Annotated in this window: 20 protein-coding genes; 2 read left to right on the top strand and 18 right to left on the bottom strand. The window is 45.8% G+C overall.

Annotation, left to right across the window (positions count from 1 at the left end):
• Nucleotides 1-5 precede the first annotated feature (5 nt).
• From GKZ87_08410 to GKZ87_08365, 10 genes are all read right to left on the bottom strand, one after another.
• Complete coding sequence (locus GKZ87_08410; GenBank protein QSI25499.1) at nt 6-479, bottom strand: chemotaxis protein CheD; 474 nt, start codon at nt 477-479, stop codon at nt 6-8.
• Nucleotides 476-1,087, bottom strand: a complete 612-nt coding sequence (locus tag GKZ87_08405; protein ID QSI25498.1) for a hypothetical protein — start codon at nt 1,085-1,087, stop codon at nt 476-478. The genes GKZ87_08410 and GKZ87_08405 overlap by 4 nt, the downstream gene beginning before the upstream one ends.
• Entirely contained in the window at nt 1,084-1,449 is a 366-nt protein-coding gene (locus GKZ87_08400) for a response regulator (GenBank protein ID QSI25497.1), read from the bottom strand. Before GKZ87_08400 ends, GKZ87_08405 begins: the two co-directional genes overlap by 4 nt.
• A complete protein-coding gene (locus GKZ87_08395) occupies nt 1,446-2,432 on the bottom strand; it encodes a hypothetical protein (GenBank protein ID QSI25496.1) in 987 nt (328 codons plus the stop codon). Before GKZ87_08395 ends, GKZ87_08400 begins: the two co-directional genes overlap by 4 nt.
• Nucleotides 2,425-3,300, bottom strand: a complete 876-nt coding sequence (locus GKZ87_08390) for a protein-glutamate O-methyltransferase CheR (protein ID QSI25495.1) — start codon at nt 3,298-3,300, stop codon at nt 2,425-2,427. The genes GKZ87_08395 and GKZ87_08390 overlap by 8 nt, the downstream gene beginning before the upstream one ends.
• The gene (locus GKZ87_08385) at nt 3,224-3,643 is read right to left on the bottom strand and encodes a hypothetical protein (GenBank protein QSI25494.1); all 420 of its coding nucleotides are present in this window, start codon (nt 3,641-3,643) and stop codon (nt 3,224-3,226) included. Before GKZ87_08385 ends, GKZ87_08390 begins: the two co-directional genes overlap by 77 nt.
• A complete protein-coding gene (locus GKZ87_08380) occupies nt 3,633-6,050 on the bottom strand; it encodes an EAL domain-containing protein (protein QSI25493.1) in 2,418 nt (805 codons plus the stop codon). The genes GKZ87_08385 and GKZ87_08380 overlap by 11 nt, the downstream gene beginning before the upstream one ends.
• A complete protein-coding gene (locus GKZ87_08375) occupies nt 5,995-6,459 on the bottom strand; it encodes a hypothetical protein (protein ID QSI25492.1) in 465 nt (154 codons plus the stop codon). Before GKZ87_08375 ends, GKZ87_08380 begins: the two co-directional genes overlap by 56 nt.
• Before the next feature lie 438 nt (nt 6,460-6,897).
• Nucleotides 6,898-7,539 carry an HAD-IA family hydrolase gene (locus GKZ87_08370; GenBank protein QSI25491.1) on the bottom strand — a complete coding sequence of 214 codons (642 nt, stop codon included), beginning with the start codon at nt 7,537-7,539 and terminating at the stop codon, nt 6,898-6,900.
• Complete coding sequence (locus GKZ87_08365) at nt 7,536-8,102, bottom strand: rRNA methyltransferase (GenBank protein QSI25490.1); 567 nt, start codon at nt 8,100-8,102, stop codon at nt 7,536-7,538. Before GKZ87_08365 ends, GKZ87_08370 begins: the two co-directional genes overlap by 4 nt.
• Nucleotides 8,103-8,158: 56 nt before the next feature.
• Between GKZ87_08365 and GKZ87_08360 the strand changes: the two genes are divergently transcribed.
• Nucleotides 8,159-9,511, top strand: a complete 1,353-nt coding sequence (locus tag GKZ87_08360) for a [cytidine(C)-cytidine(C)-adenosine (A)]-adding enzyme (protein QSI25489.1) — start codon at nt 8,159-8,161, stop codon at nt 9,509-9,511.
• A 239-nt stretch (nt 9,512-9,750) separates the two neighbouring features.
• Here the strand turns inward: GKZ87_08360 and GKZ87_08355 are convergent, their stop codons facing one another.
• From GKZ87_08355 to GKZ87_08345, 3 genes are all read right to left on the bottom strand, one after another.
• Nucleotides 9,751-10,059, bottom strand: coding sequence for a hypothetical protein (locus tag GKZ87_08355; GenBank protein QSI25488.1), 309 nt, complete (start codon nt 10,057-10,059; stop codon nt 9,751-9,753).
• A gap of 65 nt (nt 10,060-10,124) precedes the next feature.
• A complete protein-coding gene (locus tag GKZ87_08350) occupies nt 10,125-10,697 on the bottom strand; it encodes a chromate transporter (GenBank protein QSI25487.1) in 573 nt (190 codons plus the stop codon).
• On the bottom strand, nt 10,694-11,263 hold the full coding sequence (locus GKZ87_08345) for a chromate transporter (protein ID QSI25486.1): 570 nt from the start codon (nt 11,261-11,263) through the stop codon (nt 10,694-10,696). The genes GKZ87_08350 and GKZ87_08345 overlap by 4 nt, the downstream gene beginning before the upstream one ends.
• A 99-nt stretch (nt 11,264-11,362) precedes the next feature.
• Here GKZ87_08345 and GKZ87_08340 point away from each other — a divergent pair, with 99 nt between their 5' ends.
• Nucleotides 11,363-12,259: a LysR family transcriptional regulator gene (locus GKZ87_08340; protein ID QSI25485.1), complete on the top strand. Its 897-nt coding sequence runs from the start codon at nt 11,363-11,365 to the stop codon at nt 12,257-12,259.
• Between the two features lie 263 nt (nt 12,260-12,522).
• Here the strand turns inward: GKZ87_08340 and GKZ87_08335 are convergent, their stop codons facing one another.
• From GKZ87_08335 to leuC, 5 genes are all read right to left on the bottom strand, one after another.
• Nucleotides 12,523-12,756: a hypothetical protein gene (locus GKZ87_08335; protein QSI25484.1), complete on the bottom strand. Its 234-nt coding sequence runs from the start codon at nt 12,754-12,756 to the stop codon at nt 12,523-12,525.
• Between the two features lie 372 nt (nt 12,757-13,128).
• A complete protein-coding gene (locus GKZ87_08330) occupies nt 13,129-14,280 on the bottom strand; it encodes an amidohydrolase family protein (protein ID QSI25483.1) in 1,152 nt (383 codons plus the stop codon).
• 24 nt (nt 14,281-14,304) lie between these two features.
• On the bottom strand, nt 14,305-15,384 hold the full coding sequence (gene leuB, locus GKZ87_08325) for a 3-isopropylmalate dehydrogenase (GenBank protein QSI25482.1): 1,080 nt from the start codon (nt 15,382-15,384) through the stop codon (nt 14,305-14,307).
• A 1-nt stretch (nt 15,385) separates the two neighbouring features.
• Nucleotides 15,386-15,877: a 3-isopropylmalate dehydratase small subunit gene (leuD, locus tag GKZ87_08320; GenBank protein ID QSI25481.1), complete on the bottom strand. Its 492-nt coding sequence runs from the start codon at nt 15,875-15,877 to the stop codon at nt 15,386-15,388.
• Nucleotides 15,878-15,879: 2 nt separating this feature from the next.
• Nucleotides 15,880-17,145, bottom strand: coding sequence for a 3-isopropylmalate dehydratase large subunit (gene leuC / locus GKZ87_08315; GenBank protein QSI25480.1), 1,266 nt, complete (start codon nt 17,143-17,145; stop codon nt 15,880-15,882).

The raw sequence follows: 17,145 nt of genomic DNA, 5'->3' as shown, positions 1-17,145 counted from the left end.
TTTCTTCAGATATGATACACATATCTGTTTCCTGTTTCGATATAGACAATTCCGGTTTCTATATGAAAATGCAGTGTTCTGCCGTACATATCTCCGACATCCTCTCCCTCAATCGGGATATGCAGCCTTGTCAGGGCCGCATAGGCCGCCTGGATATTCGCTCTGCCAACCTCTTTGCTGCGATCCTCATCCGGCAGTAGAAACAGCTTTGCCCCTCCGATGATTTTGGCATACAGCTGGTGGTCATGAACGGCATAGCGCTGCATGGCATGATACAGCATCATAACCGCATCGCCGACATATTTTGCATTTTGCTGTGCTCCGGGATTTTCCGGAAGAATGCTGTTGACATAGCCTCCAACCCTTTTTTCTTTATCATAGAGGCAGATGCCCAGACTGGAGCCGAGCGCATACGATGTGATGATTCCATCCTGCTGTGCAATAACAAGCTCTCCTGGCCGTGCCACGACCTCCTTCATATCGCCACCTCCAGCCTTGCCATCAGATTTTGAATGCTGTCGATATTCATGATAAACAGCAGATGACTTGGTTTTGCGGAAGCAGAAAGCTTCAGCTCATGATCCAGCCAGAAGGCCTCCTTTTCCTGCCGCAGAATAAAGGAAAGACCATCATTGATAATCGAACCCTTCATGTCCATGGACACTGCAGGCAGCTGTACACGAATATTGATATCCGCAAAGGATGCCAAAGCGGATAGATAGGAGGAAATCATAATACTGCAGATTTCCTGCAAAACCGCCATACATTCCTTATTCAGATCCGCAAACCTCACCGTTTTGTGAAGATAGCTGTTCGAGATAGCACAGGCGAATTCCTCCTCCAGAATAAAGAGTCCATATCCCTGTATATCCTTATCATATGGAAACAGGATCCCTGCGACCTGATCCTCCAGCAGCTTCTGATTTAATAAAAAAGCATCGTCAATGACTCCAAGCCTTGAGGTATTGGTAAGCACCCGCTGCTGCAGGAGCGCAGATAGTGCGGTTGCGGCTGCCCCGATTCCAATATTTCCCAGCTCCTGAATCGTATCCTGTACCTGCAGCTGCTTTGTAACTGTATCCATCATTGATCCCCCAGTGCCGTAAGAACCTGAAGAAGCTGTGCTTCTGTAAACGGCTTAACGATGAAATCCCTCGCTCCCTTACGCAAGGCGTCCGCAATCAGCTCCTCCTGACCAAGTGCAGAGCACATGATGACATATGCATCGGCATTTTCATTCAGCAGCTCGTCCAGTACCTCCAGTCCGTTTTTCTGTGGCATCGTGATATCCAGCAAAATGATATCCGGTTGAACTTGTCTGTACAAAGCCAGACATTCCTCCGCATTCGCAGCCTGTACGATGTCCTCATATCCATTACCTCGCAACATTTTTTCTATAAGCTTGCGCATAAACATGGCATCATCCACAATCATGATTTTTTTTCTCATGTTCCATTACCTCTTTTTCTCCCCTTGACTTCATAATGCCTCCACAGCGTATCCGCAATCCTGTCCAGTGGCAGCTCCACGCATTGGGCCTGCAGGGATTTGGCCTCCCTGGGCATCCCATACAGCTCACAGGATGGTTCATCCTGTATGATTGTAAAGGCACCCGCCTGCTTCATTTCCAGCAATCCCCGTGCCCCATCCGTTCCCATACCGGTAAGCAGCACCCCCGCTGCCTGTGCTTTGACCTGATTGGCAAGTGAGGAAAACAGGATGTCGATGGATGGACGGACAAAATTCACCTTTGGCCCTTGCTTTAGATGCAGATAAAAGCCATCTGTTTCTTTTATCACCTGCAAATGTCTGTCCTCTGCCGCAATATATACCATTCCGTTTCGTATCAGCAAATGCTCGCTGGCAAGCACAACCGCAGGTTCACACAGGGCATCCAGATAGCGGATAAAGCTGTGCAGCTGTTTTATTGCCATATGCTGTACTACCACAATACCGCAGATATCCTCTGGCACATGCCGCAGTATTTCACAAAGAGCATGCGGCCCTCCTGCAGAAGCACCAATACCGATGACTGCACGGCTCGCTGTTCCCTGCTGTCCTGCCTTCGCTTTGCTTGTTGCCTTCTGCAAAACGAGTACATGTACGAGCATCTGTCGCGCAAAGGCCGGAGTAACTGATTCTGGCTTGATCAGCACCGTAAGCGGACAGTGCTTTGCACTTACGCGATGGCAGACGAGTAAAACCGGCATAGAAAGCAGTCTGACATTTTCCCCCTCCTGCAGTATTCGTTCATCTGCCGTATCACATTCCATTATCACCGCGGTGATACTATAGCGCGTTCCGTATGCCTGCACCTCATCAGATGTACGGGCATAATGAAGAATCAGCTCCTGCTCCGTCATGAGAATGGAAGCCGCCATTGCTTCCTGCTTTTGATCGATATGATATATAACGATGTGCTGCTTATCCATACGGCTGTCTTTCCTTTAAACGGTAAACAGAGGATTTCAGATATTCATACGACGGATATCCCTGCGTAATCATTTCCGCATGTCCCAGAATCAGATAGCCTCTGTTCTTCAGACTGGATGCGAAATTCTCATATATCCGTAAGCGGGATACCTCATCAAAATAAATTAGTACATTTCTGCATAAAATCAACTGAAAGTAGTTGCGATGATAGGGCTCCATAAGATTGTGATGGACAAATTTCACCTGCTTTTTCACAAACGGACGGATCGTAAAGGTTTTACGTTCCTCATGCACCTGACAGTATGCGTGCTTCCAGTGTCTGGGCAGTACATCCAGTGCCTCAACAGGATATTCCCCCTGCTGTGCCTCCTGCAATGCTTTTGTGCTGATATCCGTCGCTGTTATGGTAATTTCAGGAAGCTTTACACCCCGTTTTCTTTGATCCTCCAGACGCATGATAAGCGTATAGCATTCCTGTCCACTGGAGCAGCCCGCAATCCAGATATGATAGGGTGCATGCATATCAGCTTCTGGCAGGATGTGTTCTTCAATGAATTGAAAATGCGACGGCTCCCGCATAAAGAAGGTATAATTCGTTGTCAGCCGGTTGACGAGCTCCTCCTCCAGCTTCCCGCCAGTATCCTTTTTCAATAGCCGCAAATACTGGGAATAGCTGGAAATATGCTCGTTGTTCAATGTATTCATCAGGCGGTATTCTATCAAAATACGCTTTTTTGACAGATTGATTCCGTATTTGGTTTTCATAAAATCACAGAGCTGTATAAATTCATCATCCTTCAGCCTGATCATAGCCATCACCTCCCTCAAGACCATCCAGCTGCAGATGGTACAGCTCCCTGTCTCCATCCTTTATGGAATAGGGCAGCTTTTTACAGGTAGAGGGCTGCCAGCGTTCTTCGTCCAGCTCCTGTATCCCCGCAATGTTTGCAGCACAAACACCTACATATTCTCCCTGATGCTTTAGCACGATGATATAGCGCTCCTGCAAGGGCTCACGATGAAAGAGGAAGGCTTCCACATCTACGACGGCAGCCAGCTGCTCATCTACCTGCAGGAGTCCTCTCACCATCGTTTCCTTTATCGGCAGCTTATAGATATGCCCCGCCGTAAGAATACGGACAACCCTGCTGTTTTCAATGGCATACCCATGCGTTCCCTGATAAAAAACAAGATATGCTTCATGTGACATGCGAATCGCCCCCTTCAAAGACTGTCCACAGCCGTTTTTGCAGCTGCTCCATCGGACACGGTCGTGAATAATAATACCCCTGTGCTATATCACAGCCGATTTCCTTTAAGAAATCCACCTGCTGCGCAGTTTCAATACCCTCGGATATGACATGCATATTCAGCTCCTCTGCCATGTGTACGATATTGCTTAAAATTATTTTCTCCCGCTGATTGCTTTCCTTTAAAAAGAATGTACGATCCAGCTTGAGACTGTCCACCGGAAGCTCACTGAGCAGATTGAGAGAGGAAAAGCCGGTACCAAAATCATCCATGGACAGAAGAAAGCCTGCCTGCTTTAATTCCTTGGCCCGTTGTATGACAACTGTTTCATTTTCCAGAAATGCCGTTTCTGTAATTTCCAGCTCTATGAGCTGACGCTGAATATGATACCGGTTGCATATATTTACGATATGGTAAACGATATCCGCATCCTCCTCAAGATGGATTCGTGATAGATTAACTGCAATCGGGAATGATACGGCATTGCGTTCCTGCCATTCCTGCAGCTGATGGCATACCATTTCCAGCACATACATGTCCAGCTCCCCGATAAATTTATTTTTTTCAAACAAGGGAATAAAATCATTGGGCTGAATCAGCTCACCGTCTGCGCGCTTCCAGCGTACTAATGCCTCAAGACCAACGCATTTCTGTGTCCTGATATTCACCTTTGGCTGATAATAGACGATAAATTCCGCATCCTGCAGGGCCTGCTTCATGATGCGTGTAAGGGAATGCTCGCGCATATGCTGAGCTTCTATCTCCTTATTGAAGAATGCACAGGCGCTCTTGTGAGAATTCTTTACGGATTTTCTTGCCATATTGGCACAGTCCAGCATTTCAGATACGCTTCTTCCTGAATGTCTGCTTATATAGATTCCCATCATGCAGACAACGGTAACCGGCGGATTACTATGTACGCCACAGCGTTCTATTTTCTGAATCAGCGATGTGATGCGCAGCTTTAACTGCTCCATATCCTGATATTGCAGCATGACGACAAAATTATCACCGTCCCCACGCGCATAATATTCCTGTGCATCCAGATATAGCTTCAATATCTGAGAGATGGAGATGAGAATTGCATTCCCATACGGATACCCGTATTCGGCGTTGATGAATTTAAAATTTTTGATATCCAGTGTGATGACAGCCGTACATGCTGATGGATGCTCCTGCAGATACTGCTCCACCGTTTGTGTAAAGGTCTTCAGATTCCATGCGCCGGTCAGCATATCGTGACGGACGATCTGTTCACTGATTCGCTGGGAACGAAGCTGCATAATGGCAGTTCCAATGATTTTCACCAGGGTGGAAAACGTCGCCGTTTCTGTGGAAGTCCATACCCTCTCACTTTGACAATCCAGCATACTGAGATATCCGATATAGCGGCCATTATCATAAAGGGCACATTGCAGCAGGGCCTGTGCTCCGCGGACACGTTCCCGCAACGCTGTCATAACATCGTATTTAAACATATCCGACAGCTGTGAGCATACCAAAAGATGATGCTCATCGAACAGCTTCTGATGGCGGTCACCTACGGTAAGCGGCAGCCTTCTGAAATTGGCATTTTCCACCTGCTGATCGTGACACAGCCATTCGTGTGTGATGGCATAGCCCTCATCGCTGCTGTCACGCTCCATCACATAAATCTGCTGGGTATCAAAGTATTCACACATGCAGGATAACACCATTTCCAGGCCGAAATGCAGATCGTTGCAGCCAAACAGAAAATTCGTCATATCTATGATAAAGCGAACATCTATATCCTGATAATCCCAAGCATGCACCGGTATTTCCTGCGGATAGGCGTAAGAAAGCGGCTTCTGTGCATCCTTTACTTGGCAGTCAGCGACAAACAGCAAATCCTGTTCAACAGCCTGTGCAAGGGCGTATTGCGTTAACGTTAAAAGCTCCTGAAAGCTGCATTCCTTCTGTACATGACTGACACCGACATGCAGCCGGCATTCCTTCAAACAGCGTGCCAGAGAAGCTGTTGTTTTCATATGCGTATACAGCAGCTGCAATCTTCTTTGAATATCCGCAGATTCCATGTAGCCATAGCTGTATACAAAAAAAGCAGCAGGAGCGATTCTGACGAAGATATCCGTTTTATGAAATAGTTTCGTTAGTAAAAAGGAGAGCTTGGCCAGCGAAAAATCTGCCGCCTTATCCCCTGCAAGCTCACAAAAGCCTTCCCAATTATCCACCTGAAACAGCAGGGCCGTATCATGGCCGCCCCCGCGCTGCAGCACCTCATCGATTTTTTTACTGCCGTATGCATATCCGAAAAAATTCGTAAGTGCATCAATATGTCCGCTTTCCTGTTTCATATGTGGCTCCTTTTTCGTTATCATATCCATGCTGCTCCAGCAATACTCTGATGTTTAACAAATATGCCAGGCGTTCCTGATCCAGCAGATGGCATTCCTGTATATAGGTGAGCCGTGCCTGCAGGTATGCAGGAAGCTTACCGCACTGCTCCTGTAATTCCTGTATGCCGCAAACCTTTTGGACAAAGAGAAATGCCTCGATATCCTCATTCTGAAGCAAAACAGCATAAAAGACGTTCTGTTTGCGGGTTTGAGACATCACCTGCTCCAGATAAAAGCAGGGCAGCCTTCGTTCCTGATATACTACCGTATGTGCATCAGTGAATACCATATCGCTATAAGGCAGAATACTTCCGATATAGGACAGGGGAAGCAGAACAGTCATATCATCATTGTACAGTTCCAGCGCATACCGCTTTCCTGCAGACATTTCACTCATATATTCTCCCTTCCGCTGTACAGCAATTTATATAAAAGGCATGTCACGCCTTCAAAAAAAGCTGAGCATGCCGGTAATGTAGAATAAGCCTTATAGAATTGTGCATTCCCAGTGTCTTTGTTCCTGTAACAAATATTACAATATGAAAAATATTGCGTATTTTTCAGAAATACAAAGCAACGACTCATGTTATACATATTATACCTTTTGTGGAAGTTATAGTCAAAAATAAATGCTATATTTCCTGTAATTTTACAATCTTTTCTATTTTATTAAAGAATACAATATGAAATATATAAGAAAATCGCTCAATTTTCTGAGATAGGAATAAAAAAAAGAGATACCTTTGATCTCTTTTTGTAAGCAAGCAGCTGGTACGCAGACTTCTTTCATCTCAGCCATGTGTACAGTCACTCAGCCTTATTGCTTGTCTGTGATTTAATTTTTCAGATACTGTTTCAGCTCCCCCATGTGATGAATTCTTGCATATGCCTTGCTCTGATCCACTCCATAGCGGTCATCCGCATAGGCAAGCACCCGCATACCGGCAGCATTCCCTGCCGCGATTCCATACATGCTGTCCTCTACTGCAATACATTCCTCTGGCTCCACCTGCAGCTTTTTAGCCGCTGTCAAATAAATTTCAGGATTCGGCTTGCTCTCGTGAAACATCTCTCCGCTCAGCAGCTCATCAAAGCAGCCAACCAGATCACATACATTTTCCATAGTCTGAATCTGATGCATGCTGGAGCTGGATGCCACTGCTGTTTTATATCCATGCTCACGCAGCCAGATTAGCGTTTCCTTGACTCCCGGATTCAGCACCTCGTCATACCCGAAGGCATGATGCTTACAATATTCATCCAGCTTCTCCTTGAATTTTTCAATAGGCCAGTCCATATGCATAACCCGCATACTTTCTGTATAGGTATACGTGTAGGAGCTCCCTACCAGTGAATGCAGAAAAGCATCCTCCACGTCCGTTCCATAGCTCTTATAAAACCCTCTCAGCTGTTCCAGATTTTTCGGCTCACTGTCCACCAGCACTCCGTCCATATCAAAAATTACGGCTTTGATCATTGCTTACCTTCTCCTTTTTCCTTTTCTATCACAAGTATACAGGGACAATCCCGCTTATTGTGCATCGTGATTTTGCATACGCTGAAGCATCTGCTTTCCAGCTTTTCACACCATGTTAAAAGAGCAGTGCTTTCTTCTCTGTTATGCGCCTGTCCCCAATACAAGACCAGAATCAGAATACCATGCTTTCTCAGCAGATGCAATGCTTTTGTGATTGCGCTCACAGAGGAAGCATAGCGTGTTGTAATGGCAGGATCACCATGCGGCAGATACCCGAAATTAAATACCCCCAGATCCAGCGGCTCCTTGATATAGGAATCACAGTATTCATGGGAAGCCAACAGGAGGGAGGTCTTTTCCTCCAGATGCTCCGCCTGCAGCTTTTGCAAGGTCATATCGTATGCAGAGGGCTGTATATCAAAGGCATATACCTTTCGGCACTCCTTCTGCTGCGCCAGAAATACTGTATCGTTTCCCTGTCCCATTGTAAAATCCGCACATACGCTGCCCTCTATCACATGCTGTCTTATGATATCATGCACAATCTCAACAATCTTTTTCATGAAATCTCCTTTTTTCCCTGCTGTATTCATTATATAATAGCAGAAAGGAGAATGCTATGAAAACAATCACTGATCCAAAAATTATGCAGCTTTTGCAGCGATTCTCAACCATTCAGGAGGAGGCATGGCTGGTTGGAGGCTGTGTGCGTGATATGCTGATGGAGCGTGAGCTGCATGATTATGATATTACCACCAGTGCACCGCCGGATGTCGTCATAAAGCTGTTTCAATCGGCGGGCTATCGGGTTGTACCAACGGGATTAAAGCATGGTACTGTTACGGTGCTGGCAGACAAGGAGCCCGTGGAAATTACAACCTATCGTACAGAGAGCGGATACATCCATCATCGCAAGCCGCAGGAGGTCAGCTTTACCCGCAGTCTCGACGAGGATTTGAAACGCCGTGATTTTACCATGAATGCCATCGCCTGGCATCCTGTCCATGGATTTCATGATCCCTTTCATGGCAGAGAGGATATAGAAAAGAAATGCATTCGCTGCGTAGGTGATGCGTCCTTGAGAATGAAGGAGGATGCCTTGCGCATTCTGCGCGCACTGCGCTTTCACTGCACCCTGCAGTTTTCTCTGGAAGAAGCCACAATACAGGCAATCCGCACGCATGCACAGCTTCTATCCTGCATTTCAAAGGAGCGTATCCGGGAAGAATTCAACCGCATACTGCTGCAGGATTATCCAAACACCTTACTGCTGTTAAAGGATATGCATGTACTAGATGAAATCCTGAAGGGCTATACAAAGCTGATGTGCAGAAGCCAAAACAATCAATGGCATATTTATGATCTGCTTCAGCATACGGATATCGCATTAAACCACACAGCAGGCTACCCGCTGGAAAGCAAGCTGGCGGTTATATTTCACGATACCGGTAAGCCGCAGTGTGAGCAAATCGATGCAGATGGTATATCGCATTATTACGGTCATGCAAAGCAATCGGTTATACTTGGGGAGCAATGGATGAAGGAGCTGCGCTATGATAAGAAAACCATACGCACTGTTTTGCAAAGAATCGCTTTTCATGATTACCAGCTGACACCGCGGCGAGCAGTCCTGCGCCGATATCTTTCAAAATTTGATAATGATGTATCCCAGGCATTGCTGGCGATGGATGTTCAGCTTGCCGATCAGCAGGCTAAAAATCCCTTCTATGCAGAGGACGGTATCAAAACATTAGCGGCGTGCAGGGCGTTGCTGCTGAGTATGCGGGAGGAAGAACAGCTGCTATCCCTGCGTACCCTGGCTGTCAACGGGACAGACCTGCTTGCCTGCGGCTTTCAGGGAGCTCAGATTGGCAGCATGCTGAAAAAGCTTCTGGAATATGCAATAGAGGATCCATCCAGAAATACAAGAGATCAGCTGCTCGCAAAAGCCAAGGAGGAAAAAGATGCTTAAAGATAAAGAGCACCGGAAGCAGTCTGCCATGAAAACAGCTCGTGTCTGCCTGTAAAGGAGCTGAAAATCTGTATATGGATGAAGCAATTTCATGATTCCATTCGGACAACGCGCCTAGGCAATCCCAGAATATAAGGGATATTACAGAATCATAAAAAAGGAGGATGGAGATTTCCTTATCAAAGCAGAAATCCTATCCTCCTTTTCGATATCGTGAACAATCGCAGTATTTCTTGTGTTTACTCACTCAAACGCTTTAAATCATCCACCAGATTCTCACATATCTGTTCATCGAGCTGTGACAAAATATATCCCTGATAGGTACAGTATTTTGTCTTGATATCCTGTATCGTTTTCAGCTCTGTTTCATTACGTACCTTATCCTGCAGCTCACTGAGGATGTCCGCTGTCAGACGAATCGGCTGATCGTATACCATGGTGATATCCGCAAGAGAACAATTCCTCTGTCCCCGTATCCTGCTGACTGCCTGATTGAGATAATACTCTATCATAACCGCCTGTCTGTGAATCTGTAATCCGTAACTCATATAGCATCATCCTTTCTGACAATGCTATCGTACTGCTTATTGTTACATTATACATGTAATAAATACTAAAATGTTAAAGCTCCGCTTATAAGACCGTAACCAACTGCCAGAACACCACATAGCAGCATGACCGTAATCGGACTCTTTTTATATTTTCTTAACAGAAAGAGGCCCAGAGCAAACAGGCATATGCTTTCCACGTTCAAATCTGCCATGGAAATCGCCTTTCCTCCCCAGAAGGCATTGATGCCAAGAGATACACCCGCAGATGCAATCAATGCCACAACAGCCGGGCGAAGTCCCTTTAATACAGCCTGAATTGCATCCAGCTGCCGGTACTTATAGTATAGAAAAGACAACGTTAATACGATGATAAAGCTTGGCAGCACAACGCCGAGCGACGCAATCAATGCTCCAGGTAGTCCTGCGATCTTTGTTCCGACAAAGCTTGCGGCATTGATTGCAATCGGCCCAGGTGTCATTTGCGATATCGTTAAAATATCCGCAAACTCCCGCATGCTCAGCCAGCTGTGCATTGACACCACCTGATCCTGTATGATCGGCAATGCCGCATAACCGCCGCCAATACTCAACAGACCAATCTGCAGGAAGCTAAGCAACAACTGAAGTAAAATCACTGCAGACCACCTTCCTTTTTCATGGCACGCTCAATCATATAGCCGAGTGCACCGCACACAACTATGATGATCAGCAGATTCACATCGAATAGCACATTGCATACAAAAGCCACAAGCATAATGAGTACATATACCTTTTGCGGCTGACTCCAAACCTCTTTTCCCATCGTCCAAACGACATCGCAGATTGTAGCAACCACACCTGCCTGCATACCAAACAGCATGATTTGAATCCACTGGATTTTGATGAAAGCCTCATAACAATAGGATATAACCGTCAAAATAACAAGCGGCGGCAGCACCGTACCGATAACAGCGACAACAGCGCCTAAAATACCTGCACAGCGATACCCGATACTGATTGATGCATTGACCGCGATTGCTCCGGGAGAGGATTGCGCAATGGCGACCAGATCCATCATCTCCCCCTCCTCAATCCAGTGCAGCTCCTCTACAAATTTCTTTCTCATCAGCGGTACGATAACATAGCCTCCACCAAAGGTACAGGCACTTAACATAAATACGGAAGAGAATAGCTTCCAGTACATATTTGCATTTTTCTCCATTTTTATCACCTTCCCTATTATTATATTCCTTGTTATTTCATAATGAAAATAGTATTATTATATATATTTTATAATATTTTCTTATGAAAGGAGAATTGTATGACCCTACGACATTTGCGTATTTTTGTAGCGGTATGCACCTGGGGAAGCATTACCAGAGCCGCTGAAAAGCTGCACATGGCACAGCCCTCTGTTTCCCTTGCCATCCGTGAGCTGGAGGAAACCTATCAGCTGCAGCTGTTTGACAGAATTTCACGCAGACTGTATCTGACTAGTGACGGAGAAAAATTTCTCAAATATGCCGGACATATCACAGCACTGTTTGAGGAAATGGAAAACAGTATGGAGCACTGGAGCGATATGGAGCGTATGAGCATCGGCTCCAGCATCACGATTGCCAACAGTCTTCTCTGTGAATGTCTGATAAGCTACAAGCAGCATTATCCAAAACGACGCACACAGATTCTTATTGAAAATTCCAGCATTCTGGAGGAAGCAATCGCATCCAACCAGCTGGATCTCGCTCTGATTGAGGGCATACCGACACATGAGCATATACAAAAAATATCCTTTTTCAAGGATGAGCTTGCCGTCATATGTGCATTGGATCATCCGCTGGCAGAAAAAGAGAAGCTGTGCCTGCAGGATATCGCACAGGAAGCCTTTTTACTGAGAGAAAAAGGAAGCGGTACAAGAGAAATATTGGATTCCATCATGAAGGTACACGATATTCAACTGCATCCCATCTGGGAAAGCGCCAGTACAAGGGCACTTGTTAAAGGAGTACAATATGGCTTCGGCATTTCCATTCTCCCCTATCAGATGGTAAAGGCTGAACTGGAAGCAGGTATTGTCACCCGGTTGTATTTATCGGATGTATCCTTTCAACGCGATTATTATATTATTTTTCATTCCAATAAGCATCTCCATGCAGGATTACAGGACTTTATCACTACCTGTCAACGCGTCTGTGCCAGCATTCAGGCAAAAGAATAATCAAATAGGAAGGATGAATTGCATAGAAATTCTAAGGGAAAGAAATCTCTCTGCGATACACTTCTTACTTGAAAACAGGCAGCATCATCGCATAAACATAAAGGATGCAATATCATCCTCACACCAGATGATATTGCATCCTTTTACATACCGTTTTTTAGATAATCACCAGCATGGAATCCATTCCATGAAACGCTTCGACATTATCAGCTGGATGTGATTCCTAATAAAATTCAGTAAGCTGTCATAGAACTATGCTGTGCCTATTTCCGCTGCCATTTCTGCAGTGCCTTCTTCACATCGCTAACTGCAGAAAATTCAATATCCTCTCCCGTCAAATACTGGTATACATAATTCCATTCCTGAACAGAGAACTGATGATCATCGATGCGGAAAATTATATCCGCATATTCCTGAAATATCAGCTTCTGCCGAAGGTCAGAAATATAAGCGATATCGCTATTTTCAAATATATAATCCAGCAGTGCATCCTTCATGACTTCGCCCCATTTCCTTGTGTATATCTATAAAATTATACGTAAATAGACAGTGTGTTTTTTACCGGTTTTACCGCTTTTTTTATAGGAAAACGTCTGTTTCCTTCTAAAATATGCCTATTTCATAAAGTATGCTTTTTTATATACATCCATTGATATTATAAAAGAATTGCCATCTTTTTACAATATTTCACACATAAAATCCGAAAAAAATGAAATCACCATGTGTTTTACGGTAATAGATATGCGTTTCACTGATTTTTGACGGTGTTTTCCTTATGAAAGATGTATATTTGATCATAACCAGCATCTTTTAAAAGGGGAATCGGATTTCCATAAGAAAAAGAAGAACAATTCGTCCTTCTTTTTTCATTATGCATTCTGATAAGCGATTTCCCCGTTAATGATCGTATAACGTATAATATTCTGAGTATCCAACAGGGAGCTGTCACAGATTATGATATCCGCATCCTTCCCCTCCTCGATGCTTCCAATGCGTTTATCCAGTCCCAGAATCTTTGCCGGGTTAATGGTAATCGCCTTCAGGGCTTCTTCCTGCGGCAGACCGTCCTTCATAGCCAGTGCTGCACAAAGTGGCAGATACTCCTGTGGTACAACAGGGGAATCCGTCGTAATAGCGATCAGAATACCCTCCTTACACAGCACACCCGGTGTTGTAAAGGATTTGTTTGCCAGCTCGAATTTTGATTTATGTGTCAGGGATGGCCCGACGATTGCCGGATAACCGCTCGCCTTCACCTGGGCTTTAATGATTTCACCATCTGTGCAATGATCCAGTGTCACACGGACATCAAATTCCTTTGCGATACGAATCACCGTCAGAATATCATCTGCACGATGCGCATGGCATTTCAACGGCAGCTCCTTTTTGATAACCGGAATCATTGCCTCCAGCTTCATATCGTAAACCGGCATTTTTAGTGGATCATTGTTTGCGGCTTCCTTTTTTGCGATGTATTCCTTTGTTTTTGCCAGCGTTTCCCGCAGCAGCGCCGCGATGTTCATTCTGGTTTTGATCCGGCTGTCCTGATAAACACGCTTTGGATTTTCTCCAAAGGCACATTTCATTGCCACCGGATTTTGGATGACCATCTCATCGATGCTGACGCCATACGTCTTATAGGCCATGAAGGTACCGCCGATGACATTGGCACTTCCCGGGCCTGCGGCTACTGTGGTGATTCCGGCATTGCGGGCATTGACAATCGTTTCATCCAGCGGGTTACAGCCGTCAATAGCACGTACCTGCGGTGTAATCGGATCACTCATTTCATTCACGTCGTCGCCTTCTCCGCGAATGGCGCTTTCTTCCATTCCCAGATGGCAGTGTGCTTCCACCATGCCTGGGAAAACCTGCTTACCGGAAGCGTCAATAATCAGCTCTCCGGCCTCCTCCTTCAGATTTTCACCTACTGCCGCAATCCTTCCATCTTGTACACGGATATCCGCTTTGATGATACCGCTTGCCGCCATCGTATTGATTGTTCCATTCTTAATTAACATGCTGTCTGCTCTCCTTTGCACTTCCTATGCGTTTGTAATCAGTTCCGCAATCGTATCTCCCATCTGGGAACATGTCTGATATGTTTTTCCTTCTTCCATGATATCCTTTGTTCGGTATCCTCTGCGCAATGCTTCTTCCACAGCAGCCTCTATCGCTGCATATTCCTCATCCATATCGAAAGCATATTTCAACATCATGCCGGCGGCAAGTATTGTACCGATCGGATTGGCGATGTTCTGCCCTGCGATATCCGGTGCAGAGCCGTGAATCGGCTCATACATACCGCGCTTTGTTTCGCCTAATGATGCACTTGGAATCAGACCGATGGAGCCGGTAATCATGCTGGCCTCATCACTCAATATATCCCCGAACATATTTTCTGTCACGACCACATCAAACTGGGATGGATCCTTCACAATCTGCATGGCGGCATTATCCACCAGCATATGAGAAAGCGTCACATCCGGATACTCATTTGCGACTTCACTTACGATTTTACGCCATAAACGGGAAGTGTCAAGCACATTTGCCTTATCGACGGAAATAACACGGCCTCCCCTTTTCCGTGCCGTCTGGAAGGCTGTATGTGCAATTCTGCGGATTTCATGCTCGTAATAACACATATTGTCACTGGCATACAGTTCACCGTTCTTTTCAACCGTACTTTTTTCACCGAAATACACACCGCCGATCAATTCACGAACGACCATAAAATCAATGCCGTTTGCCACGATATCCTTACGCAGCGGAGAGGCATCGGACAGCTCTGCGAAAATTTTTGCAGGACGCAGGTTCGCATACAGACCAAGCTCCTTACGGATGCTCAGCAGTGCCTTTTCCGGGCGTATGGATGGATCAACAGCATCCCATTTCGGCCCGCCGACTGCCCCCAGCAGCACGCTGTCACTTGCCAGGCAGGCATCCAGACTTTCCTGAGGAAGAGAGGTTCCGTATGCATCAATGGCACATCCTCCGGCAGCTACCTGCGTATATACAAAGCGGTGTCCATATTTCTTCGCAATGACATCCAGTACCTTCACCGCCTCTTTGACAATTTCCGGGCCAATCCCGTCTCCCGGTATGACCGCAATCTGCTTCTCCATCCTATTTTCCTCCCTCTTTAATGGCATTCAGTAATCCGTTATGCTGCATAATATTCTGAATAAATGCAGGAAACGGCTGTGCCTGATAGGTTTCATTTTTTGTTTTATTTATGATTTCTCCGGTATCAAAATTGATTTCCACTTCATCCTTATCATCAATGCGTTCACTCGCCTCCACACATTCCAGGATCGGCAGACCGATGTTAATGGCATTGCGGTAGAAGATACGCGCAAAGCTTTTGGCAATTACACAGGAGATGCCGCTTGCCTTAATGGCGATCGGTGCATGCTCGCGACTACTTCCGCAACCGAAGTTAAAGCCTGCCACCATGATATCGTCCGGTTTGATTTTCTTCACAAAGTCCGCATCGATATCACACATGCATTTTTCTGCCAGCTCTTTAGGATCACTGGTATTCAGATATCTTGCAGGAATGATAACATCGGTATCGACATTATCTCCGTATTTATGTGCTGTTCCATTTGCATTCATACTTACGCTACCTCCTTTGGTGCTGCTATTCTGCCCATAATGGCACTGGCTGCCGCTACAGCTGGGCTTGCCAGATAAACCTCGGAATCCACATGCCCCATACGGCCGACAAAGTTCCGGTTCGTTGTCGCAACACAGCGTTCATTCTCTGCCAGGATTCCCATATAGCCACCCAGGCAAGGCCCGCAGGTCGGTGTTGATACAACGCAGCCTGCATCGATGAAGATTTCCGTATAGCCCAGTTGGATACACTGCTTGTAGATTTCCTGGGTTGCCGGAATGATGATGGCACGCACGCCCTTGGCAACGTGTTTTCCCTTCAGAATTTCAGCAGCCTCCTTCATATCGGACAGCCGGCCATTGGTACAGGAGCCAATGACAACCTGGTCAATGACAACCGATTCCTTTATTTCATCTATCGTCTTTGTATTTTCCGGAAGATGCGGGAAGGCTACTGTATGTGTGATTTGGCTTAAATCCAAATGGTACACATTGCTGTATTCCGCATCTGCATCCGCTTCATAGGTTTTATACGGGCGCTGTACACGCTCCTTGACATAAGCCTCTGTAATCTCATCAAATGCGAAGATTCCGTTTTTAGCACCGGCCTCGATTGCCATATTTGCCATACACAGACGATCATCCATGCTCAGGCTCTGTAACCCGATGCCACTGAATTCCATGGATTTATATAAGGCACCGTCCACACCGATCATACCGATGATGTGTAAAATAACATCCTTCCCGCTGACATGCGGCGCAAGCTTTCCGCGCAGATCGAATTTAATAGCTTCCGGAATTTTGAACCAGCATTTGCCGGTTGCCATTCCTGCGGCCATATCCGTACTGCCCACACCTGTTGAGAATGCGTTCAGCGCACCGTACGTACAGGTATGGGAATCTGCACCGATGATGCATTCCCCCGGCCCTACGATTCCCTTTTCCGGAAGCAGAGCATGCTCGATTCCCATTTCCCCGACATCGTAAAAGTGTTCAATGTTCTTAGCATAGGCAAAGGTACGGCAGGCCTTGCACTGCTGAGCCGCCTTGATATCCTTATTCGGTGCAAAGTGATCCATTACCATGCTGATTTTGCCTGGATCAAATACCTGTGTAAAGCCGTATTTTTCAAATTCCTTAATAGCAACCGGGGATGTGATATCATTTCCCAGTACCATATCCAGATTCACCTCAATCAGCTGTCCTGCCTCTACGTGATCCAGACCGGCATGTGCTGCCAGAATTTTCTGTGTCATTGTCATTCCCAT

The organism is Erysipelotrichaceae bacterium 66202529 (assembly GCA_017161075.1).
GTDB lineage: Bacteria > Bacillota_I > Bacilli_A > Erysipelotrichales > Erysipelotrichaceae > Clostridium_AQ.
This window is presented reverse-complemented; position numbering and strand designations above follow the sequence as displayed.

Excerpts from the sequence above, each read along its gene's own strand:
- GKZ87_08370 (QSI25491.1), bottom strand. The coding sequence starts at position 7,539 with ATGATCAAAGCCGTAATTTTTGATATGGACGGAGTGCTGGTGGACAGT.
- GKZ87_08330 (QSI25483.1), bottom strand. The coding sequence starts at position 14,280 with ATGTTAATTAAGAATGGAACAATCAATACGATGGCGGCAAGCGGTATC.
- GKZ87_08360 (QSI25489.1), top strand. The coding sequence starts at position 8,159 with ATGAAAACAATCACTGATCCAAAAATTATGCAGCTTTTGCAGCGATTC.
- GKZ87_08410 (QSI25499.1), bottom strand. The coding sequence starts at position 479 with ATGAAGGAGGTCGTGGCACGGCCAGGAGAGCTTGTTATTGCACAGCAG.
- GKZ87_08405 (QSI25498.1), bottom strand. The coding sequence starts at position 1,087 with ATGATGGATACAGTTACAAAGCAGCTGCAGGTACAGGATACGATTCAG.
- leuD (QSI25481.1), bottom strand. The coding sequence starts at position 15,877 with ATGAATGCAAATGGAACAGCACATAAATACGGAGATAATGTCGATACC.
- GKZ87_08340 (QSI25485.1), top strand. The coding sequence starts at position 11,363 with ATGACCCTACGACATTTGCGTATTTTTGTAGCGGTATGCACCTGGGGA.
- GKZ87_08390 (QSI25495.1), bottom strand. The coding sequence starts at position 3,300 with ATGGAGACAGGGAGCTGTACCATCTGCAGCTGGATGGTCTTGAGGGAG.
- GKZ87_08355 (QSI25488.1), bottom strand. The coding sequence starts at position 10,059 with ATGAGTTACGGATTACAGATTCACAGACAGGCGGTTATGATAGAGTAT.
- GKZ87_08375 (QSI25492.1), bottom strand. The coding sequence starts at position 6,459 with ATGAGTGAAATGTCTGCAGGAAAGCGGTATGCGCTGGAACTGTACAAT.
- GKZ87_08345 (QSI25486.1), bottom strand. The coding sequence starts at position 11,263 with ATGGAGAAAAATGCAAATATGTACTGGAAGCTATTCTCTTCCGTATTT.
- GKZ87_08380 (QSI25493.1), bottom strand. The coding sequence starts at position 6,050 with ATGGATATGATAACGAAAAAGGAGCCACATATGAAACAGGAAAGCGGA.
- leuB (QSI25482.1), bottom strand. The coding sequence starts at position 15,384 with ATGGAGAAGCAGATTGCGGTCATACCGGGAGACGGGATTGGCCCGGAA.
- GKZ87_08385 (QSI25494.1), bottom strand. The coding sequence starts at position 3,643 with ATGTCACATGAAGCATATCTTGTTTTTTATCAGGGAACGCATGGGTAT.
- GKZ87_08335 (QSI25484.1), bottom strand. The coding sequence starts at position 12,756 with ATGAAGGATGCACTGCTGGATTATATATTTGAAAATAGCGATATCGCT.
- GKZ87_08400 (QSI25497.1), bottom strand. The coding sequence starts at position 1,449 with ATGAGAAAAAAAATCATGATTGTGGATGATGCCATGTTTATGCGCAAG.
- leuC (QSI25480.1), bottom strand. The coding sequence starts at position 17,145 with ATGGGAATGACAATGACACAGAAAATTCTGGCAGCACATGCCGGTCTG.
- GKZ87_08365 (QSI25490.1), bottom strand. The coding sequence starts at position 8,102 with ATGAAAAAGATTGTTGAGATTGTGCATGATATCATAAGACAGCATGTG.
- GKZ87_08395 (QSI25496.1), bottom strand. The coding sequence starts at position 2,432 with ATGGATAAGCAGCACATCGTTATATATCATATCGATCAAAAGCAGGAA.